Raw genomic sequence first — 22,171 nt, 5'->3', positions numbered from 1 at the left:
CGCCCCAATGTGGCCTTGGTTGCGTCTGACGCACCCAATGTGGCCTTCGGTGCGTCTGACGCACCGAAGGCCACATTGGGGCGCTAGTCAGTTCTGGAGGGCGAAGGTGACGCCGGGGGCCTGAGGAGCTTCCGGGCGCGGGAGCCAGCGGTCCTCGCTCACCGGGAGTTCGCCTTCGAGGGCCGCCAGCACGGCGTCGCGGGCCAGGGGGAGGACCGCTTCCACCGTCACGTCCCGCTGGAGCTCGTACGACAGGGACGTGACGCCCGCGTCGCGGATGCCGCACGGGACGATCGAATCGAACGCCGCCAGGTCCGCGTTGCAGTTCAGCTCGAAGCCGTGCATCGTCACGCCGCGCTGGACGCGGATGCCGATCGCCGCGATCTTGCGCTCGATCCCCCGGTCGTCGGCCGGGATCCACACGCCGCTGCGGCCCTCCACGCGGCCGGTCGCCACGCCGAGCTGGTCGCACACGTGGATCAGCGCCTCCTCCAGGCGCCGCACGTAGTGGACCACGTCGATCGGGTCGGCGAGCTTCACGATCGGGTAGCCGACCAGCTGGCCCGGGCCGTGCCAGGTGATCTTGCCGCCGCGGTCGACGTCGATCACCGGGGTGCCGTCCACCGGCCGGTCGGCCGGCTCGGTGCGCTTGCCCGCCGTGTACACCGACGGGTGCTGCAGCAGGAACATCGTGTCCGGCGCGGTGCCGTCGGCGCGCTCGGTGAGCCGGCCGCGCTGGAGCTCCCAGGCTTCGGTGTAGTCGATCGTGCCGAGTTCCCGGACGTCGACGGGCTCGGTGCTGGCGCGGCAGGAAGTGCGGGAAGAACTCACCCGTCGAGGCTACGCCCGTCACCCGGGGGAAGCAGCCGCAAGGCACACGCTGAGAGCAGCCCGACACCGGTCACCGCCAGCACTGCGCCGATCGTGTCCGTCACCCAGTGCACGCCGAGCACGACGCGGCAGGCGGCCGACAGCACCACCGCCACCGCGACCGCCGCCGCCACGCGCCGGACCAGCCGCGGCCACACCCACGCGCACAGCAGGAGCAGGACGAACCCGGTGCTCGCCACCGACACCACGTGCCCGCTCGGATAACTCAGGTCCGGGTAGTCACGCGGGCGTTCCCGCAGGAAGATCGGCTTGAACACCAAGCTGGTCAGCCGGCACAACAGCAGCACGACGGCCAGCCGGACGCACAAGCCGACGTGCTCGCGCCGCCGCAGCGCCAGCGCCAGCAGCGCGACGCCGAGGACGTAGGGGAGCACCGGGCCGAGGACGTCGCTGCCGGCCTGCGCGACCCGCCCGAGCGGCTCCGCGTACACGCCGTGAAGCGCCTTCGAGACCGCGACGTCGAGGGCCAGCGGCTGCCGCGCCACGCTCAGGCCGAGCAGAACGAACGCGGCCGAGAACACCAGGCCCACGACCAGCCAGCGCTGCAGCCGGACACTCATGCCGCGGCGAGCGCGCTGTCCAGGGTCCGGTGCCGGAACGCGTACCCCGACCGCTCCAGCGCGGCCGGGACGGCCCGTTGCCCGAACAGCGCCATCTCCTCGCCGGCCTGGCCGAGCACGGCCTTGAGCGCCACCCCGGGCACCCACCACGGCGCGGGCCGGTGCAGTACACGGCCGACGGCACGGGTGAACTCGGCGTTGGTCACCGGTTCGGGGCCGGTCAGGTTCACCGGCCCCGAGACGTCGTCGTGCGTCAGGACGTGGACGATCGCGCCGACCTCGTCCTCGAGGGAGATCCACGGCATGTACTGGCGGCCGTCCCCGAGCCGCCCGCCCAGGCACAGGGCGAAGAGCGGGCGCAGCGTGCCGTACAACCCACCCTTCGCGGACAGGACCAGCCCCGTCCGGATCTTCACGACCCGCGCGTCCCCGGCGGCGGCCGTCGCCGCTTCCCACTCTTCGCACAGCTCGGCCAGGAAACCCCGGCCGCGCGGCGCGGACTCGTCCACAATGGACTCGTGGGTGTGGCCGTAGTACCCGACGGCGGAGGCGTTGACGAGCACGCCGATGCCGTGTTCGGCCACGGCTTCGGCGAGCACCTCGGTCGGCTCGACCCGGCTGTCGATGAGCTGCTGCTTGCGCATCGCGCTCCACCGGCCGGGGAACAGCCGCTGCCCGCCCAGGTTCACGACGGCGTCGACCCCCTCGAAGGCGCCGCTCGCGACGGTGCCCGACGGCGGGTCCCAGCGGAATTCGCCGCCTTCGCGGGCTTCGCGCCGCACCAGGCGGCGGACCTCGTGGCCTTCGCGCCGCAGGCGTTCGCCCAGCGCCGACCCGATCAAGCCACTCGCTCCGGCGATCAGTACTCGCATGGTTCGATCGTGGCCCATCGGCGTCACCGCCGCACGCCCAGGTCCCGCGCGAAAGCGTCGAGGTCGGACAGGATCGCCAGGCCCAGCCGGGGGAGCGGCACGTCGGGGAAGTCCGTGCCGGTGCGGGGCAGGCTCCCGCCCTTGTACAGCGGGTCGCCGCCGAGCTTGCGGCGCGCGAGCGCGGCGGAGGGAGTTGTCCGCGCGGTGGCGAGGTGGCCCATCGGCGTCACCGCCGCACGCCCAGGTCCCACGCGAAAGCGTCGAGGTCGGACAGGATCGCCAGGCCCAGCCCGGGCAGCGGCACGTCGGGGAAGTCCGTGCCGGTGAACAACACCGCGACGGTGCCGCCGTCGGCGGAGAGGCCGAAGCCGCGGGTGCGGGGCAGGCTCCCGCCCTTGTACAGCGGGTCGCCGCCGAGCTTGCGGCGTGCGAGCGCGGCGGCGGGAGTGTCCGAGGTGGCGAGGTGGCGGTGGAAGGCGAACAGCCGCGCCGCGGTGCCCCGGGCGGTCTTCTGTGTCCAGGCCCACTCCGCTTCGGCGGAGATCGGCTCGCCCCGGACGCGGTCGAGGACTTCCCGCCGGAACGCGGGATCGGCGGCCTCGTCGCCGAGCCGGGCCCGGAGGTAGTCGGGGGCCGCGTTGTCGCTGACGGAGATCATCGCCGTGGCGATCGCGTCGAGCGGGACGAGCCGCTCCGGGTCGCGGGCGACGCCGTACTCGTCGCAGGCGATGCCCAGGGAGGTCAGGGCGCGGTGGTGCGCACCGGCGCCGAGCGGGCCGTCGCCGTCGAAGGGGTGGAACGCGTCCCAGTCGCCGACCCGGACCGGCTCGTCCGGGTCGAGCCCGCCGGCCACCACCGCCGTCGTGTAGGCGAGCAGCGGGACGACCTTGATCGTCGAGGCCAGGACGCGCGGCACGTCCGGGAGGTGGCTCAGCCGGCACCCGGCGCCGTCCCCGGCGACCACCGAAACATCGCCGCGGTGGCTGGCGAGCCAGGCCCGGAACGCCGCGAAGGGCTCCCCACCGGCTGGTGCGGAGCCCTTCGCGGTCATGCGGTCAGAGGCCGAGTTCACTCTCGAAGTTGCCCTCTTCCAGGCGCTGCTTGATCGTCGTCAGGAAGCGGCCCGCGTCGGCCCCGTCCACCAGGCGGTGGTCGTAGGTCAGCGGCAGGTACGCCATCGACCGGACGGCGATCGTGTCGTTGCCGTCGGCGTCCGCGATCACGACCGGGCGCTTGACGACCGCGCCCGTACCGAGGATGCCCGACTGCGGCTGCACGATGATCGGCGTGTCGAACAGCGCGCCGACGCTGCCGATGTTCGTGATCGAGAAGGTGCCGCCCGACAGCTCGTCCGGCTTGATCTGACCCGCCCGCGCCCGGCCCGCCAGGTCGGCGATCCGGTGCGCGAGACCGGCCAGGCTCAGCTCGCCCGCGTCGTGGATCACGACCGAGAGCAGCCCGCGCTCGGTGTCCACCGCGATGCCCAGGTGCACGGCGCCGTGGTAGGTGATCTCCTTCGTGTCCTCGTTGTAGGACGCGTTGACGTTCGGGTGCTGCTTGAGCGCCTCGACGGTGGCCTTCGCGAAGAACGGCAGGAACGTCAGGTTGACGCCCTCGCGCTCCTTGAAGCCCGCCTTCGCCCGCTGCCGCAGCTTGGCGATCTTGGTGACGTCGACCTCCTGGACCTGCGTGAGCTGCGCGGCGATCTGCAGCGACTCGCGGGTCTTGGTGGCCGTGATCTGGCGGATCCGGCTGGCCTTCTGCACGGTGCCGCGCAGCGCGGCGAGCTCCGGCGACACCGCGGCCGCGGGACGCGCGGCGGGCGCCGACGGGGCGGCGGCAGCGGCCGGGGCGGCAGCGGCCGGAGGGGCAGCCTGCTGCTTCTGCTTCTCCTCGGCCGCGGCCAGGACGTCCTGCTTGCGGATCCGGCCGCCGACGCCGCTGCCGGTCAGCGACGCGAGGTCGATGCCGTGCTCCGACGCGAGCTTGCGGACCAGCGGCGTGACGTACGGGCCGTCCGCCGAGCCGTCCTTCGCCGCGGCGGCCGGGGCCGACTCGGTCGCCTTCGCCGCGGGGGCGGCCTGCGGTTCGGGCTTCGGTTCCGGCTTGGGCTCGGGCTTGGCCTCCTGAACCGGCTCGGGCTTCGGTTCCGGCTTGGGTTCCGGCTTCGGCTCGGGCTTGGGTTCGGGCTTCGACTCGGCCTTCGGCGCCGCGTTCGCATCGCCGATCACCGCCAGGACGCCGCCGACCTCGACGGTCTCGTCCTCGCCCGCGCGGATCTCCAGCACCGTGCCGGCCACCGGCGACGGCACCTCGGTGTCGACCTTGTCGGTGGAGATCTCGAGCAGCGGCTCGTCGACCTCGACCGAGTCGCCGACGGCCTTCAGCCAGCGCGTGACGGTGCCCTCGGTGACGCTTTCGCCCAGCTCGGGCAGCTTCACCTCGGTGCCTTCACCGCCGGCCGCCGGTGCGGTGTCCGGCTTGCTCGGCGCGCTGTCCTGAGCCTGCGGCTCGGGTTCCGGCTCGGGCTCGGGCTCGGACTGCTGCTCTTCCTGCGCCGGGGCGGCGGACTCGGAGGACTCGGAGGACTCCGGCACACCGCCGGTGCCGTCGTCGATGACGGCGAGCTCGCCGCCGACCTCGACGGTCTCGTCTTCCTGGGCGCTGATCTTCACGACCGTGCCCGCCACCGGGGAGGGCACCTCGGTGTCGACCTTGTCGGTCGAGATCTCGAGCAACGGCTCGTCGACCTCGACGGTGTCGCCCTCCTGCTTAAGCCACCGGGTGACGGTGCCTTCGGTGACGCTCTCCCCGAGCTCCGGCAATGTGACGGAGTAGGCCATCGTTCGCTGACTCCTCTTCCAAGTTCTGCGTGGTCTGGATTCTGCTGGTGGGACGTCAGCTGTGCACGTGCAGCGGCTTCCCCGCGAGGGCGAGGAACGCTTCACCGAGGGCCTCGGTCTGGGTCGGGTGGGCGTGGATGAGCGGCGCGACGTCCTCGGGGAAAGCCTCCCAGCTGTAGATCAGCTGCGCTTCGCCGATCAGCTCGCCGACGCGGTCGCCGACCATGTGCACGCCGACGACCGGGCCGTCCGGGGCCTTGACCAGCTTGACCCCGCCGGAGGTCTTGAGGATCTGGCTCTTGCCGTTGCCGCCCAGGTCGTAGGTGAACGTCGTGACGTCCGAGCCGTACTTGTCCTTCGCCTGCGACTCGGTCAGCCCGACCGACGCGACCTCCGGGTGGGAGTAGGTGACCCGCGGGATGCCGCTCTCGTCGATCACGCGCGGGTTCTCCCCGGCGATCTCCTCGGCGACGAAGATGCCCTGCTGGAAGCCGCGGTGCGCGAGCTGCAGGCCGGGGACGATGTCGCCGACGGCGTAGACGTTCGGCAGGTTCGTGCGCAGCCGCTCGTCGGTGAGGACGAAGCCGCGCTCGATCTTGACGCCGGCCTCCTCGTAGCCGTGGCCCGCCGAGTTCGGCCCGCGGCCGACGGCGACCAGCAGCAGGTCGGCCTCGATGGTCTCGCCGGACTCCAGCGAAACGCTCACGCCGTTGTCGTCCTGCTTCGCGCCGGTGAACTTCACCCCGGTCTTGAAGGCGATCTTGCGGCGGCGGAAGGCGCGCTCGAGCTGCTTGGACGCGAACTCGTCCTCGTTCGGGACCAGCCGCGGCAGGGCCTCGACGATGGTGACGTCGACGCCGAAGGAGGCCCACACGCTGGCGAACTCGACGCCGATGACGCCGCCGCCGAGGACCACGACCTTCTTGGGGACGTAGTCGAGGGCCAGGGCCTGCTCGCTGGCGATGACGCGGCCGCCGAGCTCCAGGCCGGGCAGCGTGCGCGAGTACGAGCCGGTGGCGAGGATGACGTTCTTGCCGGTGTAGCGGGTGCCGTCCACCTCGACGGTCGTACCGCCGACGAACGTGCCGCTGCCCTCGACGAGGTTCACCTTGTGCGCCTTGGCCAGGCCCTGCAGGCCCTTGTACAGGCGGGCGACGATCCCGTCCTTGTACTTGTTGACCCCGGCGATGTCGATGCCCTCGAAGACGGCCTTGACGCCGACCGCTTCGGCTTCCCGGGTCTCGTCGGCGACCTCGGCGGCGTGGAGCAGGGCCTTGGTCGGGATGCAGCCCCGGTGGAGGCACGTCCCGCCCAGCTTGTCCTTCTCGATCAGCGTGACGGAAAGGCCCAGCTCGGCCGCGCGGAACGCCGCGGCGTAGCCGCCCGATCCGCCTCCCAGGATCACGAGGTCGGCGGAGGTGTCGGTCACTTCATTAACTCCTCGGCAAGCAGTGGGGTGATGCTCTGTCGTCGCCCGTTCCCGGTATAACCGCGCGCGCGACACCCGCCATCTTGTCACTACGCCGGACGGGGCTGCGAGCTAGCCGGGTGTGCGACGCCGACCACACGCGGAGTCCGGGATAATGAGTGGCGGAAGTCTCGTGAGGGAGGGTGGTCGAGGTGGGTCTCTTCGACTCGCTGCGCAGGCGGGCCAAGGGTGGACAGCGGGCCGGCACGCTGCGGAAAGCCAGTTCCGAGGACACCCGCCACCTGGAGGAGTGGATGGCCGACCGGCGGGGGGTCGAGGCGTTCGTGGAGCCGAAGACCAACGTCACGGAGACCACTGTGGTGTTGATCGCCCACGACGGCGAATGGACCCGCCGCCGCATCGGCAGCCTGGAGGCCGCGCAGCAGTTCGGCCACCGCCGCTCGATCCCGGTGTACGAGGTCGCGCGCGTGGGGTACCCGAAGCGGATGCGCGAGTACACCGAGCGGAAGAAGCGCGGCCAGGTCTAGAGGTCGATCCGGCCGACGACCTCGCCGTGGTGGGTCTGCCCGGTGGGGCGGAAGCCCAGCTTGAGGTAGAAGTCCTCCGGGCCGCCCTCGGCCGGGAGCCAGAGCACGGTCGCCGTCTTTTGGCCGCGTCTTCGAGCTTCTTCGAGGACGGTTTCGACGGCGAACCGGCCGTAGCCGCGGCCCTGGACGCCCGCGCCGACGTTCAGGCGCCAGACCCCGCAGCGGAAGAAGTCGAACTCGGCGTCCGGGTCGAACGCGCCCATGACGAAGGCGACCGGTTCCCCGTCCCGCAGGATCAGCCGCGGCCAGGCCACTTCCGGCTGGGTGTAGGCCTCGGCGAGCGAGACGGCGACCGGCGCGACGAAGTCCTTCTGGTGCGGTTCGACGGCCAGCTGGCAAGCGGCGGCGACGTTGTCGCGGGTGATCTGCTCCGCGGTGAGAGTGGTCACCCGGTCCAACCTACGTGGCCTGGGCGAGCAGCGCGGCGTGCCGGACCAGCGCGGCGCGGAACGAGGGGTGCACGGTGGTGCCGAGGACCGGATCGACCTCGACCACGTGTCCCGAGGAGAGCAGCAGGACCGGCGGGTCCGACAGCACCACGACGCCGTCCTCGGCCCGCAGGTCCGCCGTGCCGAGCAGGCGCGGGAAGACCACGTCCGCGGGCAGGCCGTCGCAGGTGCGCAGGAACTCGCGGACATCCGCGGGCAGCTCGACGCCGAGCCGCAGCTCGGCCGAGCGGATCGCCGCCTCCGACGCCGGGGGCGGGAGGCTGACCCGGCGGTGCAGGAGCGGCCCGGGTCGCGGGTCCGCCCGGGTTTCGCCGGGCGGGAGCGGGGGTTCCGCGGCGCCGAGGCGCGGTCCGGGCCGGGCCGGCGGCGCCGGGGTTTCGCCGGGCTCCGCCGTGCCGCGCAGGCGCATGATCTCCGCGACCAGCTCCGGCCAGCTGCCCAGCTCCGGCGGGTACCGCTCGTGCAGGGCCGCGACCAGCGCACCCGCGCAGGCCGGGGGCCAGTCGCGCAGGCCGAGCGGGTCCGCGCCCGCCACCAGCGCCGGGGCCACCACCCGCGTCGCCGCCAGCGTGGCGACGTCGGGGTGCGGCCCGGCCAGCGAGGCCCAAAGCTCGAGGTCACCGTCGGCGAGGGCGGTGCGAACGCGGTCCGGGCGCGCCGGAGCGACGTGCTTGATCACCTCGGCGACCGGACCCGGCGGGAGGACACCCTCCAGATCGGAAACCGTCCTTCGCAGGGAAGCCGTGTGCGCTCGTTCTTCGGCATCGAGGTCGAGGGGCGGCAAGCCGGCGGCCCAGTCCGGCCGCCCGCCGCGCGCCTCGAAGAGCATCGCCCACGCCCGAGCCCGCACCGGGTCCACGGCCAGCGCGGTCACCGGCCGTTCGGTCCGGGCCTGCCACTGGGTGACCAGCCGGTCGGCCTCGTCGAGGGCGCCGGAGACCGCGAGCAGCAAGGCCGCGTAACCCACCTGGTCGTCGACGCGCGCCTCGGGCGCCGTCAGGACGTCGCGGACCGCCGCTTCGAGGTAGTCCTGCACCTCGCCGACCCTAGCCCAGCGCTTGTTTGGCGCCCGGGTGCAGCGGCACCGGGTCGGTCTGGGTCGCCAGCTGCCGCGAAATCTCCTTCGCCGCCGGATGCACCTTGGCCAGCTCCGCCTGCTTGTCGAAGATCAGCTTCGTGATCGCGCACGCGTTGCCCGCCGGGAAGTCCTCGCGCACCAGCAGCAGGTTGGGCACCACCACCGTCGGCACGTCGGCGGGCTGGGCGTAGGCCGCCTTCGGGATCACGGCCTGGTCGTAGACCGGGTTGACCTTCTTCAGCGCGGGCAGCAGCGGCGTGATGTCGAGGAACTTCACCTTGTCCTTCATGGCCGTGGTGATGTCGGTGATCTGCGCGGTCGGCAGGCCACCGGACCAGACGAGCCCGTCGAGGGTGCCCGCCTTCATGCCGTCGGCGGTCTTGGCCAGGTCCAGCCGCTGGGCCTGGACGTCGGTGTCGGGCTTGAGCCCGGCCGCCTGCAGGAGGCGGTTCGCGATCACCTCGGTGCCGGATTTCGGCGAGCCGGTCGAGATCCGCTTGCCCTTCATGTCCGCGACGCTGTCGATCCCGGCGTCCGCGCGCACCAGCACCTGCGTCGAGTTCGGGTAGATCCGGGACAGCGCCTGGATCTTCTGCGGCTTGCCGTCGAAGGAGCCCTTGCCGTCGACCGCGTCCGCGGCGGTGTCGGCCAGCGAGAAGGCGACGTCGTAGTTGCCGGCGACCAGCTGCTGGATGTTCTGCACCGACGCGCCGGTCTCCGCGGCCGTCGCGCGCAGCTTCGTGCTGTTGCTGATCAGCTGGGCCAGCCCGCCGCCCAGCACGTAGTACACGCCGCCGCTGTTGCCGGTGGCGATGGTGATGCGGCCTTCACCGGCTTCGCAGGACTGCGTCCCGCCGGGGGCGGCCTGGTCGGTCTGCTGTTTCCCGCCGCAGCCGGTGACGGCCAGAGCGAGTACCGCGGCGGCGGCGACGGCGCGTTTCATGCTGTCCTCCTCTTGATCACGGCGTGGGCGAGCAAGGCGGCGGCGCCGCACGCGGCACCGATCGCGATCGGCACCGGCTCCAGGTAGAGCAGGCAGAGAGCGGCGGGCACGAACAGCAGCCGGACGGGGACACTGACCGGCCCGAAGAGCCAGCCCCCGGTGACCACCGCCAGCGCGGCGACGGCGAGCGCGGACACCGCCGTCACCCACAGCACGGTGAGCACGTCGGATTCCAGCAGCAGCGCGGCGCCGTTGTCGGTCAGCACGAAGGCGATCGGCACCAGGAACGCCGGAAGCGTGTACTTCCAGCACTGCCACATGGTGCCGAGCACGGAGCCGCCGGTGATCGCGGCCGAAGCGACCGCCGCCAGCGCGGTCGGTGGCGTGACCTCCGACAAAACCGCGTAGTAGAAGATGAACATCGCGCGCTCGGCGTCGGCGACGCCGAGCGTCTCCAGCGCGGGGCCGATCACCACCCAGGCGATGATGAAGCTGGCGGTGACCGGCACGGCGAGTCCCAGCACGCCGACGGCGATCGCCGAGAGCAGCACGGTCAGGATGAGGACCAGCGTGCCGTTGTCGGTGAGCGCGCCGGCCAGTTCCACCAGCGCGTCGGCGAGTTCGAGACCCAGCCCGGTCTTGGTGATGGTCGAGGTGATCACCCCGGCCGCCGCGCACACCGCGATCACCGGCAGCGCGCCCCGGACGCCGGCCGACAGCGCGTCGACCATGTCCTTCGCCCACCCGCGCACGTCGTGGCGCCGGGCGAGCAACGCGAACAGCGCGGCGACGCCGGTGGCGTAGACCACCGCGGCGAACGGCGGGATGTCCAGGGCGAGGAACACGACGATGATCGCCAGCGACAGGAAGTGATAACCCCCGCGCCGCAACAGCTTCCACGGATCTTCGTGCGGGACGTCGACGGCTTCGGCCTTGAAGCGCCGCGCGTCGGCCTCCATCGCGAACACGATGCCGAGGTAGTAGAGCAGCGTCGGGACGGTCGCCCAGATCAGCACCTTCAGGTACGACGTCTGCAGGTACTCGGCGATGATGAACGCCGCGGCGCCCAGCGTCGGCGGCGAGAGGATGGCCCCGATGCCGGACGCGGCCAGCAGGCCACCCGCGTTTTCCTTGGGGTACCGGGCTTTCCGCAGGATCGGCCAGGTGATCGAGCCGAGGCTGACCGCCGTCGCCGTGCCCGAACCCGACACCGTGCCGAGCAGGAAGCCCGACAGCACGGTGGTCCGGCCCGGCGCCGTCCGCGACCGGCGGAACGCGGCGAAGGAGATGTCCACGAAGAACTTCCCGGCGCCGGAGGCGTTGAGCACCGCGCCGTAGAGGGTGAACAGCACGATGTAGCTCGCCGCGACGTCCAGGGGAGTGCCGTAGAACCCGCTCGCGTCGTTGAAGAGCGCGTTGACGATCTGGCTGAAGTCGACGCCGGCGTGCGCGATGCCCCAGTTCTGCGGGAGGAAGCCGCCGTAGTAGGCGTAGGCGAGGAACAGCAGGCAGACGATCGGCAGCACCAGCCCGGTGGTGCGGCGGGTGGCCTCGAGGATCAGCACCAGCAGCAGCGCGCCGGCCACGATGTCCAGCGGGGACAGGATGCCCTGGCGGTTCAGGAAGTCGTCGTAGCCGACGAGGACGGGGTACAGGCCGACGGCCAGGGCCACGACGGCCAGCGCCCAGTCGGTCCAGCCCGGGTTGTCACGACCGCGCAGCCGCGGGCGGTAGCAGAGGAACACCAGCGGCAGCGTCACGCCGAGGAAGAGGACCAGGTAGAACTGGTTGCCCTTGGCGAACGGGAAGAACACCTGCTTGAGCACCAGGGCCGCGACGGCGAGAGCGACGAAGTAGACGACGCGGTCCGGAACCCGGGGCAGCTTCCGCGCCGGGCGTTCCTCGTCGTGCTCGGCGGCGATTTCGGCGGGGGAGTCGCGTTCCACCGGCTCGGTCGTCACCGTGCCACGGTACGGTGTCGCGGATCACACCGAAAGCGGCAAATGGATCACTCCGGGCGCCGGCGGTCGTGAGTGGTAAGGCGGGTTCTAACCCGCCTTACCACTCACGACCAGCAGCGGCAGACCGGTCAGCCGTTGGCGGCGATGTCCGCCAGCACCGCGGCGATCGACCGCACCGGGACGCCGGTGCCGCCCTTGCCGGTGTAGCCCCACGGGGAGCCGGTGTTGAACGACGGGCCCGCGATGTCGATGTGGACCCAGTCGAGGCCGTCGGCGACGAACTCGCGCAGGAAGATCCCGGCCGCGAGCATGCCGCCCCAGCGGTGGCCGGTCACGTTGGCCAGGTCGGCCAGCCGCGAGTCGAGGTCGGCGCGGAGTTCCTCCGGCAGCGGCATGGCCCAGCCGTTTTCGCCGGTGGCCTGCATGACGCCGGCGACGCGGTCGCGGAAGTCCTCCGAGCCCATCACGCCGGCGGTGCGGTTGCCGAGCGCGACGACCTGGGCGCCGGTCAGCGTCGAGGTCTCGATCAGGTAGTCCGGGTTCTCCTCGGCCGCGCGCACCATGGCGTCCACCAGCACGAGCCGGCCCTCGGCGTCGGTGTTGAGCACCTCGACGGTCTTGCCGCCGTACATGGTCAGCACGTCACCCGGGCGGTACGACGTCCCCGACGGCAGGTTCTCCGCCAGCGGGATGTGCGCGACGACCTCCAGCGGGTACTTCAGCTTCGCCGCCAGCACCACCGACGCGAGCACGCCGGCCGCGCCGGACATGTCCGAGGTCATGTGGTCCATGTTCGCGGCGGGCTTGAGCGAGATGCCGCCGGAGTCGAAGGTGATGCCCTTGCCGACCAGCGCGACCTTCTTGGCGGCCTTGGCCGGCTTGTAGGCCAGGCGCAGCAGCCGCGGCGGGCGCGACGAGCCGCCGCCGACGCCGAGGATGCCGCCGAAGCCCTTGCGCTTCAGGGCCTTCTCGTCGAGCACCTCGAACTCGAGGCCGTTGTCCTCGGCCAGCTTCTTCGCCTGGTCGGCGAAGGAAGCCGGGTAGAGGTCGTTCGGCGGGGTGTTGATCAGGTCGCGGGCGACGATGACGGCTTCGGCGATGGCGCCGGCCGCCTTCAGGGTCGCCTTGTGCTCGCGGGCGGTGCCGTCGGCCGGGCTCGTGAAGTCCGCCTTCGCCAGCGGGGCGTCGCCCTTCTCCGAGCGGTAGGCGGTGAAGACGTACGAGCCGAGGATCGTGCCCTCGACGGCGGCCTGCAGGTCGAGCTCGGACAGCGTGACCAGCGCGCGGTCGGTGCCGGCCAGCGCGCGGCCGGCGGCGCCCGCGGCGCGGCGGACCTGCTCCGGGGTGACGGCGCCGGCCGCCTTGCCCAGGCCGACGGCGAGCACGACACCGGCGGGGAGCTTGCCCAGCGTCGGGACCTTGACGACCTCTTCGGCCTTGCCGCTCGCGCCGAGGGTGGCCAGCAGGCCGGCGAGCCGGCCGTCGAAGGCGGCGTCCACGGCGGCGGCGCCGGGGGCGAGCACGGGACCGTCCTCGCCGGCCAGGGTGCCGATGACGACCACGTCGGCGCGCGTCTTGGCCAGTGCCTCCCCGGTGTTGTCGGACAGGGCGAGCTTAGGCACGGTCACTTCTGGCTCCTCGCGCGTTCTCGGTGGTACCGGGCACCGGCCCGGTCGGGATCGTGAGCCATGCTAATGACGACGGAACCACGGGTGAACACAGGTACGGGAGGGCCGCGTGCGGCTGGGCGGTGGACTGCTGGTGGCGCTGGCGGCCGGGGCGGCGGGCGCGGGCTGGTGGCTGCTCGCCGGGCTGGTGCTCGCGGCGGTGGCCGCCGGCGTGACGGCGCGGGTCCCGGAACCGGGGGATGCCCTGGTGGACCGGGTCGCCGTCGCCGTCGCACGGTTGTCCGAGGTGACGGTCTACGCGATCGCGTTCGGCGCCTACGTCTTCCCCGCCCACCGCGAAGTGGCCGCCGCGGCGTTCGTCGTGGTGGTCGCCGGCGCGGGGTACGCCGGGCTGAAGATCCCGACGATCGTCGTACGGGTCGCGGGTGGACTGCTGCTCGTGGCGGGGCTGGCGCTGGTCGCGGTGTGCGTCGCGGTGGCACCGGTGGGAACCGCCGGGGGCGGCCTGCAGCCGCCCGACTTCGCGGGCGTGCTCGTCGCCGCCGTGGTGGCGTTCCCCTTCCTGCGTCCCGGCGGGCGCGAGAACGCGGGTCTGCGCGTGCTGCTGCTCGGCGCGTTCGCCGTCCTGGCCGCCTTCGCCGCGCTCTACCAGCTCGGCGCGGTGCGGCTCGGGCTGTCGCTCACTTCGCTTCGTGACCTGTTGTCCGCCGCCGACGGGGACGCGCTGCAGCCGCTGCTCACCGTCGTCGCCGTGGTCGCGACCGTCGTGCCCGCGCTCGCCGCCGGGTCCGCGGTCCGGGCCCGCGCCGGGGTGCCGGGGCTCGCCGGGCTCGCCGTCGCCGTGGTGGCCGCGTACCTGCTGCCGGTGCTGCCCGTGCTCGTCGTCGCGGGGCTGGCGGCCGTGTTCGAGCTGCTACTGGGCGTACGCGCGCGCAGGTACAGTGAGACCCGTGAGTGATCGACGCTGGCGGCCGGGGGAAACCGTGGTCGAACGGTTCCACCGCCCCGACGGCTCGATCGGCCAGGTCCACCCGCTGCGCGTCCTCGAAGACGACGGCCGCGTCCTGCGCGCCTGGCTGCCGGCGGGCACGCCGATCATCGGCAGCAGGCTCGCCGACGGCCGCCTGATGCGGGACGCCCCGCTGGACCAGCGGTTCCGCATCCCGCGGGTGGCGGTGCCGGACTGCTGGCACGGCGCGTCGACGCTGCGCCGGATCCCCGAAGACGAGTGGTCGTCGGTCTGGTGGTTCTTCGACCTCGAAGGCCGGTTCAAGAACTGGTACGTCAACCTGGAGATCCCGCTGGGCCGCACGCCGGGCGCGGTCGACCGGATCGACGGCGTGCTCGACGTCGTCGTCGAGCGCGACGGCAGCTGGCGCTGGGACGACGAGGACGAGGCCGAGGCCGCCATCGAGGTCGGCCGCCTGACGCTCGAGCAGTTCGACCGGCTGCGCGCGGAGGGCGAGCGGATCGGCGCGCTGGCCGAGCGCGGCACCTACCCGTTCGACGGGACCGACACCGACTTCCGCCCGGACCCCGGCTGGCCGGCGCCCGAGCTGCCGCCCGGCCTGCCGGCTTCGCTCAACCCGCGGTCAGGAGAAGGATCAGCGCCAGCACGGCGTTGACGACCGCGAGGATGACGACCGACTTGGTCGGGAGCACCTTCGGGAACGCCTTGCCGTGGATCTTCCGCCACCACACGACGCCGAAGACGCCGCCGACCAGGCCGAGGAAGCCGCCGAAGCCGCTGTCCAGCACGGCCCAGCCGACCATGCCGAGCAGGCCGACGCCGAAGGTCAGCAGCACCGCGGCGACGAAGGTCTTGATGTCGGCGCCGGTGCTCTTGGGCCGGGGGACCGGCTCAGTGGAGTGGTAGGTCACCAGAGCATCCTAGAGCGCTTGCCCGGCGGGCGCGGGGAACACCGGAACAGATGGACATCCGACTAACGCGCGTCCGAGCAAGCGGTATCGTCTAGCCATGACGACCACGACACAGTTCGCCCATACCCCGCACCCGAGTCCTGCGAGCGCGGACCGTGTCGCGGAGGTACTCGCCGCCCCCGGGTTCGGGGTGTACTTCACCGACCACATGGTCACCGTCAAGTGGTCCAAGACCGAAGGCTGGCACGACGCCCAGGTCGGCCCGTACGCGCCGTTCACCCTCGACCCGGCGACGTCGGTGCTGCACTACGGCCAGGCCATCTTCGAGGGTCTCAAGGCCTACCGCCAGCCGGACGGCTCGATCGCGTCGTTCCGCCCGGACGCCAACGCCGAGCGGTTCCGCCAGTCGGCCGAGCGGCTCGCCATGCCCCAGCTGCCCGAGGAGGTCTTCCTCGAGTCGCTGCGGGAGCTCATCGCCGTCGACGGCCGGTGGGTGCCCACCCGCCCGGGTGATTCGCTGTACCTGCGGCCGTTCATGATCTCGACGTCCACCGGGCTCGGCGTCAACAGCCCGGCCGCCGACTACGTGTACACGGTCATCGCTTCGCCGGCCGGGTCGTACTTCGCGGGCGGCGTGAAGCCGGTCAGCGTCTGGCTGTCCACCGAGTACGTCCGGGCGGCCCCCGGCGGCACCGGCGCGGCCAAGTGCGCCGGCAACTACGCGGCGTCGTTCGTGGCGCAGGCGCAGGCCGTCGAGAAGGGCTGCGACCAGGTGGTGTGGCTCGACGCGGTCGAGCGGCGCTGGGTCGAGGAAATGGGCGGGATGAACCTGTTCTTCGTCTTCGGCTCCGGTGAGAACGCCCGGGTGGTGACCCCGGAGCTGACGGGCTCGCTGCTGCCCGGCGTCACCCGCAAGTCGCTGCTGCAGCTGGCTTCGCGGCTCGGGTACAAGATCGAGGAGCGCCGCATCTCCACCGAGGAGTGGGAGAAGGCGGCCGCGTCCGGCGAGCTGACCGAGACGTTCGCCTGCGGCACCGCGGCGGTGATCACCCCGGTCGGCCACGTGAAGCACGCGGAGGGCGAGTTCACGATCGCCGACGGGCAGCCGGGCGTGCTGACGATGAAGCTGCGCGAAGAGCTGACGGGGATCCAGGAGGGCACTCGCCCCGACCCGGACCACTGGATGGTCCCGCTCGGCTGAGCGGTTTTCCGAAGCGGCCCCCGGTACGCCGGGGGCCGCTTTCGTTCGTCAGGAAGCGGGCGCGGCGATCAGCGGGCCGGAGACGCCGGCCTGCTCGTGGGTGGCCGTCTCGGCGAGGACGCGGGCGGCCATCATCAGCAGCGGCAACGCGGTCACGGCGCCGGTGCCTTCGCCGAGCCGGACGTCCAGTTCCAGCAGCGGGCCCAGGTCGAGGTGCTCCAGCGCGAGGCCGTGCGCCGGTTCGGCCGTCCGCTGGCCCGCGACCCACCAGCGCCGCGCGCCCGGGGCGAGGTCCTCGGCGACGAGCGCGGCGGCGCAGGCCACCAGGCCGTCCAGCACCACCGGCGTCCGGCGGACCGCGGCCTGGGCGAGGAATCCGGCCATCGCGGCGATGTCCGCACCGGCCGTGGTGCGCAGCAGGCCGACCGGGTCGGCCAGCACCGCGCGGGCCCGGCGCAGGGCGTCGCGAACGGCGGTGGCCTTGCGCATCCACGCGTCGTCGTCGATGCCGGAGCCGCGGCCGACGACGGCGACCGGCTCGGTGCCGGTCAGGGCCGCCACCAGCACCGACGCCGGCGTGCTGTTGCCGATCCCGAGGTCGCCGGGGATGAGCAGGTCGGCCCCGCCGTCGACTTCGGCGTCGGCGATCGCGATCCCGGCGCGGACAGCGGCCTTGGCTTCGTCGGCGGTCAGCGCGTCTTCGACGTCGATGGAGCCCGAGCCGCGGCGGACCTTGAACTCGCCGATCGAGCGCGTCGCGGGGGCTTCGGTGTCGACGGCCAGGTCGACGACGCGCACGCTCGCGCCCGCGGCGGCGGCCAGCACGTTGATCGCGGCGCCGCCGGTGAGCATGGTGCCCAGCAGCTGCGCGGTGACCTCGGTGGGATAGGCGGAGACGCCCTTCGCGGCAATGCCGTGGTCCCCGGCGAAGACGACGACGCGCGGCCGGGTGAACGGCCGCGGCGGCGACTGCCCCTGGCAGGCGGCGATCCAGACACCCAGCTCTTCCAGCCTGCCCAGCGACCCGGCGGGTTTGACCAGCTTGTCGTGCAGCGCGATGGCGGCGGACCGGGCGTGCTCATCGGGCGGGGTGATCTCGGCGAACTCGATGTTTTCCGGCTCCACACCAGGCCCTTTCTTCGGCACGGCAACGCTGTGGCCAACCTACCGGGCACGGGCGGCGGGCGGTTGTGCGGCCGGTGGGGCGCGGCTCCGGTCCGGGTTCGGCTCGGTCTTGGGTCGCCCGAAAACCGGCCCGCGCGTCCGGCCGTGCTCACCGGCGCCCAGTAGTCTCGCGGCTCGTGGAGACGACGGCGGCCGCGGTGGTGCTGGCCAGCGGCGCGGGGACCCGCGTCGGCGCGAAGGTGAACAAGGTCTACCTGCCCCTGGCCGGGCGGCGGGTGGTCGCGTGGTCGCTGGACGCCTTCCAGCGCGTGCCGGGGATCGGCGTGCTCGTGCTGGTGATCCGGCCGCAGGACCGCGAACTCGCCGAAGAAGTCGCCGGCGAAGACGTCGAGATCGTGTACGGCGGCGACACTCGCCAAGCCTCCGAGCTCAACGCGCTGCGTCACCTCGCCGAGCGCATAAGAGGCGGCCGGGTCGACGCCGTGCTCTTGCACGACGCGGCCCGGCCGCTGGTCCACCCCGAACTGGTCGGTGCGGTTTTGACCCGGACACGCGAGGACGGGGGGGCTGTGCCGGGCCTGGCCGCGGACGACGTCGTCGAGGTGGATGCCGGGCACCTGGTCGCCCAGGTGCCCGGCGCGATCCGCGTCCAGACGCCTCAGGGCTTCCGGGCCGGACCGCTGCTCGAGGCCTACGAGAAGGCCGAGCGCGAAGGTTTCGTGGGGACGGACACTTCGTCGTGCATGGAGCGGTTCTCCTCCCTGCCGATCCGCTGGGTCCCGGGCGCTCCCGAGAACCTCAAGATCACCTACCCCCACGACCTCGTCGTCGCGGAGCGGCTGCTCGCCCGCTAGGCGCACGCGGGCGGGCCACCGTCGTCTCCCTCCCCGTGCGTCCCGGTCGGCCGGATGGTGACGTCGCTGCGCAGTTCGGGCGGGATCCGGCAATCCGGCTGTGGCCGGAGTGCCTGCAGCGGGGCGCCCGGGGTGCCGGGCTCCGCCAGGGTGAGCACCGCCCGCAGCGTCCACACCGGGGTGGCGTGGTACTGCCAGGTGACGACCCGCGGGCTGAACACGTCGGTGCCCGGGAAGGTCGGCACGCGGTACGCGCTGGCCCGGTGCTCGTCGCGGAGGATGATGACGTCCGCGCAGGTCGGCCAGCGGTGTACCGCCGCGTAGATCTCCGGCGCCTCGCGGCCACCGAACAGGTGCAGCACCCATTTGCGGCGCCGGAGTTCCTCGAGGAGTTCCTCGAGGCCCTGGCCGCTGGAGCCGGAATGCGGTGTGGGCGGAGACACACTTTAGAGGGTAACTTGCGTACTAGAGCGCAGTCCAGTGCGTGTACTAGTACACCTGGGTGGTTCTGAACAGGCCTTTGTGTGTCACCCTCCGGCGTGCTAGAACACTTGTGCGTGTTGTCCTCGTGAGGAGCCGCCTTGCCCACCCTCGATCGCCCCGAGCCGCCGTACCTGCAGATCGCGGGCCGGATCCGTGACGACATCCTGTCCGGCCGGCTGCAGGAGGGCGACGCGGTGCCGTCCGCCCGCGAGATCGCGCGCACCTGGACCGTCGCCATGGCGACGGCCACCAAGGTGCTGGCCACGCTCCGCTCGCAGGGCCTCGTGCGGCCCGTGCGCGGGGTCGGCACGGTCGTCGACCGCGGCGGCCTGCACCGCACGGCCCGCGACCGCACCACCTCCTCGGTGCGGACGGGCCGGATCTACCCGCCGGGCCACTACGCGGTGATCCGCTCGGCCGGTCTCGAGCCGGCCTCCGAACGCGCCGCGGCCGCACTCGGCCTGGAGGAGGGCGCCCCGGTGATCCGCCGTCGCCGTACCACCTACGGTCCCGACTCGCGGCCGCTGTCGACCTCGACGTCGTGGTTCGACGGCGTGCTGTCGGCCAAGGCGCCGGCGCTGCTGGTGGCGGAGCGGATCGTCGAGGGCACCGCGGCCCACGCGGCCGCCCGGCTCGGCACGAAGATCGCGACGACGCAGGAACGGCACGCGGCGGGCCGCGCGGGCGAAGAGGAGGCGGCCGAGCTGGGGCTGCCCGCCGGGTCGCCGGTGCTGCTCGGCCGGAGCACCTTCGTGGCGGCCGACGGGACGGTCGTCGAGTACGGTGAATCCGCCGCCTTGCCCGACCACTGGGTTTTCTACGAGTACACGACTGAGGACGGCGAATGAAGCACATCCACGCGGGCAAGGTCCGTGACCTGTACGAACTCGACGGCGGGGACATCCTGCTGGTCGCGTCCGACCGCGTCTCGGTCTACGACGTCTCGCTGCCGACGCCGATCCCGGACAAGGGCAAGCTGCTCAACCAGCTCTCCGCCTGGTGGTTCGACCGGATGGCCGGCGTCGTCCCGAACCACGTCGTGTCGACCACCGACGTGCCGGCCGAGTTCGCCGGCCGCGCGATGCGCTGCAAGCCGCTGAAGATGGTCCAGGTCGAGTGCATCGCGCGCGGCTACCTGGCCGGGCTCGGCCTGCGCGAGTACCAGCGCGACGGCAAGATCTCCGGCGTCGCGCTGCCGCCGGGCCTGGTCGAGGGCGACAAGCTGCCGGAGCCGATCTTCACGCCGACGACGAAGATCTCCGACACCGGCCACGACGAGTTCATGACCTTCGACGAGGTCCTGAACGAGATCGGCGAAGACACCGCGAAGCGGCTTCGCGAGCTGACGCTGGAGATCTACACGAAGGGCGCCGAGCACGCGGCGAAGCAGGGCGTCATCATCGCCGACACGAAGCTGGAGTTCGGCTTCGACGCCGACGGCACGCTGACCCTCGGCGACGAGGTCCTGACGTCGGACTCGTCGCGGTTCTGGCCGGCCGACGAGTGGGAGCCGGGCCGCCCGCAGCACGCGTTCGACAAGCAGTTCGTCCGCGACTGGTCGCGGTCGACGGGCTGGGACCAGACCCCGCCCGGGCCGGAGATCCCCGCGGACATCGTGGAGCAGACGCGCCAGCGCTACACCGAGGTCTACGAGCGGATCACGGGGAAGACCTGGGTCCGTGGGTGAGTACGACCCGTACCGCCTGATCGACGACGTCGAGACCTTGCTCGTCTCGCACGGTCTCACGCCGTCCCGCGTGCCCGGCCGCGGCGGCGACCGGCTCGCCGGGGCCGGCCGCCTCCTGCGTGGGTTCGGCCTGGAGCCCCGGATGGCCCCCGAGGACGCGTTCGGCCTCGGGGTGCCGTTCCAGGGCCGGATCAACCAGGACTAGGGGCTCTTGGTCAGGCTCGCGTCGCGCTCGACGACGTCGCCGAGGACGTCGTCGATGGCTTTGAGGAGATCGGCGTCGAGCTTCTGGCCGGCGGCCTTGACGTTCTCGTGCACCTGCTCCGGCCGCGAAGCCCCGATGATCGCGGAGGCGACGTTCGGGTTCTGCAGCACCCAGGCGACGGCCAGCTGGGCGAGGCTGAGGCCGGCCTGCTTGGCCAGCGGCTCGAGCTGGGCGACGCGCTCGAGGACGTTGTCGTCGAGGAAGCGGGCGACCATGTCGGCGCCACCCTTCTCGTCGGTGGCGCGCGAGCCTTCGGGGTAGGCCTGGCCCGGCTTGTACTTGCCGGTGAGCACGCCCTGGGCGATCGGCGACCAGACGATCTGGCTCAGGCCTTCGCGCTCGGAGGCCGGGATGACCTCCGCTTCGATGACGCGCCAGAGCATGTTGTACTGCGGCTGGTTCGACACGAGCGGGACGTGCAACTCGCGGGCGAGGGCGGCACCGCGGGTGATCTGCTCGGCGGTCCATTCCGAGACACCGACGTAGAGCACCTTGCCCTGGCGCACGAGGTCGGCGAAGGCGGTCATGGTCTCTTCGAGCGGGGTGTGCCGGTCGAACCGGTGCGCCTGGTAGAGGTCGACGTAGTCGGTGCCGAGCCGCTTCAGGCTGGCGTGCGCCGACTCCATGATGTGCTTGCGGGACAGGCCCTTGTCGTTGGGGCCCTTGGGACCGGTGGGCCAGAAGACCTTGGTGAAGATCTCCAGGCTTTCCCGCCGCTGGCCCTTGAGGCCGCGCCCGAGCACGGACTCGGCGGCGGTGTTGGCGTAGGCATCGGCGGTGTCGAAGGTGGTGATGCCGACGTCGAGGGCGGCCTGGATGCAGGCGTGGGCCTGGTCCTCTTCGACCTGGGAACCGTGGGTGAGCCAGTTCCCGTACGAGATCTCACTGACGTTGAGGCCACTGCGGCCGAGACGACGAAACTCCATGGCCGTGAGCTTAGGCGGTAATCGTTTACTTTGCTAACGACCTGGAGTGGCTCCAGCCTCACTTCGGCCGGTCGTCGTCGGCTGGGGGCCCGGTCTCGATCTCGAAGAACGGCATCTTGAGGCGGAAGCGCTCGCCGTCCTGGCGCTTGGCGAGGTGGAGCCGGTAGAGCAGCCAGGCACCGAGGAAGACGATGACGAGGATGGCGGCGATCGCCCAGAGGCTCGCGGCGGACATCCCGGCGATGCGGGACAAGACGACTTCGAACGACGACACGCGCAGCCCTCACCGCCGGCAAGCCCGGAACTTCTTCGCTGGCTGGCTCGGGGTGCAACGCGGTGGAAGGCGGCTCTTGCCGACGCGTGCTTTCGGCGTCCGGTCCCGGGTGGCCTGGTCACGATCAAGCCAGACAAACGCCGGATCAGCCGGTGCGACGGCCAATCCGTTACGGAGGGTACCGCAGTCGCGGACAGCAAGAAGCCGGGCGAGCATCGCTCCACCCGGCTTCTC

Annotated in this window: 25 protein-coding genes; 8 read left to right on the top strand and 17 right to left on the bottom strand. The window is 72.1% G+C overall.

Translation table 11 applies throughout. The features are described 5' to 3' along the window. Positions 1 to 87 precede the first annotated feature (87 nt). Genes lipB through lpdA form a run of 7 tightly spaced genes read right to left on the bottom strand, consistent with a single transcriptional unit; the run spans position 88 to position 6,595 of the window. Positions 88 to 831, bottom strand: coding sequence for a lipoyl(octanoyl) transferase LipB (lipB, locus tag AB0M30_RS11160; RefSeq protein ID WP_364582604.1), 744 nt, complete (start codon positions 829 to 831; stop codon positions 88 to 90). Continuing rightward, positions 828 to 1,451, bottom strand: coding sequence for a phosphatase PAP2 family protein (locus AB0M30_RS11155; RefSeq protein WP_364582602.1), 624 nt, complete (start codon positions 1,449 to 1,451; stop codon positions 828 to 830). Before AB0M30_RS11155 ends, lipB begins: the two co-directional genes overlap by 4 nt. Continuing rightward, positions 1,448 to 2,323 (bottom strand): TIGR01777 family oxidoreductase, encoded by an 876-nt coding sequence (locus AB0M30_RS11150; protein WP_364582599.1) that lies wholly within the window; start codon positions 2,321 to 2,323, stop codon positions 1,448 to 1,450. Before AB0M30_RS11150 ends, AB0M30_RS11155 begins: the two co-directional genes overlap by 4 nt. 23 nt (positions 2,324 to 2,346) lie before the next feature. After that, entirely contained in the window at positions 2,347 to 2,544 is a 198-nt protein-coding gene (locus tag AB0M30_RS11145; protein WP_364582597.1) for a hypothetical protein, read from the bottom strand. Between the two features lie 5 nt (positions 2,545 to 2,549). Continuing rightward, positions 2,550 to 3,374 carry a serine hydrolase gene (locus AB0M30_RS11140; protein WP_364582594.1) on the bottom strand — a complete coding sequence of 275 codons (825 nt, stop codon included), beginning with the start codon at positions 3,372 to 3,374 and terminating at the stop codon, positions 2,550 to 2,552. A 4-nt stretch (positions 3,375 to 3,378) separates the two neighbouring features. Then, positions 3,379 to 5,166 carry a 2-oxoglutarate dehydrogenase, E2 component, dihydrolipoamide succinyltransferase gene (gene sucB / locus AB0M30_RS11135; RefSeq protein ID WP_364582591.1) on the bottom strand — a complete coding sequence of 596 codons (1,788 nt, stop codon included), beginning with the start codon at positions 5,164 to 5,166 and terminating at the stop codon, positions 3,379 to 3,381. A 55-nt stretch (positions 5,167 to 5,221) separates the two neighbouring features. Beyond that, the gene (gene lpdA / locus AB0M30_RS11130; protein ID WP_364582588.1) at positions 5,222 to 6,595 is read right to left on the bottom strand and encodes a dihydrolipoyl dehydrogenase; all 1,374 of its coding nucleotides are present in this window, start codon (positions 6,593 to 6,595) and stop codon (positions 5,222 to 5,224) included. A 182-nt stretch (positions 6,596 to 6,777) separates the two neighbouring features. On the opposite strand from lpdA, the gene AB0M30_RS11125 reads away from it, so the two are divergent. Next, the gene (locus tag AB0M30_RS11125) at positions 6,778 to 7,122 is read left to right on the top strand and encodes an oxidoreductase (RefSeq protein WP_364582585.1); all 345 of its coding nucleotides are present in this window, start codon (positions 6,778 to 6,780) and stop codon (positions 7,120 to 7,122) included. Here the strand turns inward: AB0M30_RS11125 and AB0M30_RS11120 are convergent. The 5 genes from AB0M30_RS11120 to AB0M30_RS11100 all read right to left on the bottom strand — a co-directional run bounded on the left by AB0M30_RS11120 (position 7,119) and on the right by AB0M30_RS11100 (position 13,241). Continuing rightward, positions 7,119 to 7,571 (bottom strand): GNAT family N-acetyltransferase, encoded by a 453-nt coding sequence (locus AB0M30_RS11120; RefSeq protein ID WP_103342367.1) that lies wholly within the window; start codon positions 7,569 to 7,571, stop codon positions 7,119 to 7,121. The genes AB0M30_RS11125 and AB0M30_RS11120 overlap by 4 nt on opposite strands. A gap of 10 nt (positions 7,572 to 7,581) precedes the next feature. Continuing rightward, positions 7,582 to 8,667, bottom strand: a complete 1,086-nt coding sequence (locus AB0M30_RS11115) for an SMI1/KNR4 family protein (protein WP_364582582.1) — start codon at positions 8,665 to 8,667, stop codon at positions 7,582 to 7,584. A 10-nt stretch (positions 8,668 to 8,677) separates the two neighbouring features. After that, on the bottom strand, positions 8,678 to 9,652 hold the full coding sequence (locus tag AB0M30_RS11110; RefSeq protein WP_364582580.1) for a TAXI family TRAP transporter solute-binding subunit: 975 nt from the start codon (positions 9,650 to 9,652) through the stop codon (positions 8,678 to 8,680). Further along, complete coding sequence (locus AB0M30_RS11105; RefSeq protein ID WP_364582577.1) at positions 9,649 to 11,613, bottom strand: TRAP transporter fused permease subunit; 1,965 nt, start codon at positions 11,611 to 11,613, stop codon at positions 9,649 to 9,651. The genes AB0M30_RS11110 and AB0M30_RS11105 overlap by 4 nt, the downstream gene beginning before the upstream one ends. Positions 11,614 to 11,741: 128 nt before the next feature. Next, positions 11,742 to 13,241, bottom strand: coding sequence for a leucyl aminopeptidase (locus tag AB0M30_RS11100; protein WP_103342351.1), 1,500 nt, complete (start codon positions 13,239 to 13,241; stop codon positions 11,742 to 11,744). 109 nt (positions 13,242 to 13,350) lie between these two features. Between AB0M30_RS11100 and AB0M30_RS11095 the strand changes: the two genes are divergently transcribed. Continuing rightward, positions 13,351 to 14,199 (top strand): hypothetical protein, encoded by an 849-nt coding sequence (locus tag AB0M30_RS11095; protein WP_364582576.1) that lies wholly within the window; start codon positions 13,351 to 13,353, stop codon positions 14,197 to 14,199. Then, complete coding sequence (locus tag AB0M30_RS11090) at positions 14,192 to 14,866, top strand: DUF402 domain-containing protein (protein WP_364582574.1); 675 nt, start codon at positions 14,192 to 14,194, stop codon at positions 14,864 to 14,866. Before AB0M30_RS11095 ends, AB0M30_RS11090 begins: the two co-directional genes overlap by 8 nt. Here AB0M30_RS11090 and AB0M30_RS11085 read toward each other — a convergent pair. Further along, the gene (locus AB0M30_RS11085; protein WP_363996288.1) at positions 14,823 to 15,122 is read right to left on the bottom strand and encodes a hypothetical protein; all 300 of its coding nucleotides are present in this window, start codon (positions 15,120 to 15,122) and stop codon (positions 14,823 to 14,825) included. The genes AB0M30_RS11090 and AB0M30_RS11085 overlap by 44 nt on opposite strands. Positions 15,123 to 15,219: 97 nt before the next feature. On the opposite strand from AB0M30_RS11085, the gene AB0M30_RS11080 reads away from it, so the two are divergent. After that, positions 15,220 to 16,323 (top strand): branched-chain amino acid aminotransferase, encoded by a 1,104-nt coding sequence (locus tag AB0M30_RS11080; protein WP_364582572.1) that lies wholly within the window; start codon positions 15,220 to 15,222, stop codon positions 16,321 to 16,323. Positions 16,324 to 16,371: 48 nt separating this feature from the next. Here the strand turns inward: AB0M30_RS11080 and cobT are convergent, their stop codons facing one another. Next, entirely contained in the window at positions 16,372 to 17,448 is a 1,077-nt protein-coding gene (cobT, locus tag AB0M30_RS11075) for a nicotinate-nucleotide--dimethylbenzimidazole phosphoribosyltransferase (RefSeq protein ID WP_364582569.1), read from the bottom strand. 176 nt (positions 17,449 to 17,624) lie between these two features. Here cobT and AB0M30_RS11070 point away from each other — a divergent pair, with 176 nt between their 5' ends. Then, on the top strand, positions 17,625 to 18,302 hold the full coding sequence (locus AB0M30_RS11070; RefSeq protein WP_364582567.1) for an IspD/TarI family cytidylyltransferase: 678 nt from the start codon (positions 17,625 to 17,627) through the stop codon (positions 18,300 to 18,302). On the opposite strand, the gene AB0M30_RS11065 is transcribed toward AB0M30_RS11070, so the two are convergent. Beyond that, positions 18,299 to 18,745, bottom strand: a complete 447-nt coding sequence (locus AB0M30_RS11065; RefSeq protein ID WP_364582564.1) for a hypothetical protein — start codon at positions 18,743 to 18,745, stop codon at positions 18,299 to 18,301. The two genes, AB0M30_RS11070 and AB0M30_RS11065, sit on opposite strands and share 4 nt — an antisense overlap. A 138-nt stretch (positions 18,746 to 18,883) precedes the next feature. Here AB0M30_RS11065 and AB0M30_RS11060 point away from each other — a divergent pair, with 138 nt between their 5' ends. The 3 genes from AB0M30_RS11060 to AB0M30_RS11050 are packed head-to-tail and all read left to right on the top strand — an operon-like array spanning position 18,884 to position 20,677. Continuing rightward, complete coding sequence (locus tag AB0M30_RS11060; protein WP_364582561.1) at positions 18,884 to 19,633, top strand: GntR family transcriptional regulator; 750 nt, start codon at positions 18,884 to 18,886, stop codon at positions 19,631 to 19,633. Further along, positions 19,630 to 20,472 (top strand): phosphoribosylaminoimidazolesuccinocarboxamide synthase, encoded by an 843-nt coding sequence (locus tag AB0M30_RS11055; RefSeq protein ID WP_364582558.1) that lies wholly within the window; start codon positions 19,630 to 19,632, stop codon positions 20,470 to 20,472. The genes AB0M30_RS11060 and AB0M30_RS11055 overlap by 4 nt, the downstream gene beginning before the upstream one ends. Further along, entirely contained in the window at positions 20,465 to 20,677 is a 213-nt protein-coding gene (locus tag AB0M30_RS11050) for a hypothetical protein (protein ID WP_364582557.1), read from the top strand. The genes AB0M30_RS11055 and AB0M30_RS11050 overlap by 8 nt, the downstream gene beginning before the upstream one ends. Here the strand turns inward: AB0M30_RS11050 and AB0M30_RS11045 are convergent. Both AB0M30_RS11045 and AB0M30_RS11040 read right to left on the bottom strand, forming a co-directional pair. After that, positions 20,674 to 21,663: an aldo/keto reductase family protein gene (locus tag AB0M30_RS11045; RefSeq protein ID WP_364582554.1), complete on the bottom strand. Its 990-nt coding sequence runs from the start codon at positions 21,661 to 21,663 to the stop codon at positions 20,674 to 20,676. The two genes, AB0M30_RS11050 and AB0M30_RS11045, sit on opposite strands and share 4 nt — an antisense overlap. Before the next feature lie 58 nt (positions 21,664 to 21,721). Further along, complete coding sequence (locus tag AB0M30_RS11040; RefSeq protein WP_364582551.1) at positions 21,722 to 21,937, bottom strand: hypothetical protein; 216 nt, start codon at positions 21,935 to 21,937, stop codon at positions 21,722 to 21,724. Between the last annotated feature and the right edge of the window lie 234 nt (positions 21,938 to 22,171).

The organism is Amycolatopsis sp. NPDC051716 (assembly GCF_040681595.1).
In the GTDB taxonomy this organism is placed as follows: domain Bacteria; phylum Actinomycetota; class Actinomycetes; order Mycobacteriales; family Pseudonocardiaceae; genus Amycolatopsis.
Note: the sequence above shows the minus strand (reverse complement) of the source record. Positions and strands in the feature narration are given on the sequence as shown.

Bases quoted from the DNA above. Each gene is read 5' to 3' on its own strand.
- AB0M30_RS11155 (WP_364582602.1), bottom strand. From the start codon at position 1,451: ATGAGTGTCCGGCTGCAGCGCTGGCTGGTCGTGGGCCTGGTGTTCTCG.
- AB0M30_RS11150 (WP_364582599.1), bottom strand. From the start codon at position 2,323: ATGCGAGTACTGATCGCCGGAGCGAGTGGCTTGATCGGGTCGGCGCTG.
- AB0M30_RS11145 (WP_364582597.1), bottom strand. From the start codon at position 2,544: ATGGGCCACCTCGCCACCGCGCGGACAACTCCCTCCGCCGCGCTCGCG.
- AB0M30_RS11140 (WP_364582594.1), bottom strand. From the start codon at position 3,374: ATGACCGCGAAGGGCTCCGCACCAGCCGGTGGGGAGCCCTTCGCGGCG.
- sucB (WP_364582591.1), bottom strand. From the start codon at position 5,166: ATGGCCTACTCCGTCACATTGCCGGAGCTCGGGGAGAGCGTCACCGAA.
- AB0M30_RS11110 (WP_364582580.1), bottom strand. From the start codon at position 9,652: ATGAAACGCGCCGTCGCCGCCGCCGCGGTACTCGCTCTGGCCGTCACC.
- AB0M30_RS11080 (WP_364582572.1), top strand. From the start codon at position 15,220: ATGACGACCACGACACAGTTCGCCCATACCCCGCACCCGAGTCCTGCG.
- AB0M30_RS11055 (WP_364582558.1), top strand. From the start codon at position 19,630: ATGAAGCACATCCACGCGGGCAAGGTCCGTGACCTGTACGAACTCGAC.
- AB0M30_RS11045 (WP_364582554.1), bottom strand. From the start codon at position 21,663: ATGGAGTTTCGTCGTCTCGGCCGCAGTGGCCTCAACGTCAGTGAGATC.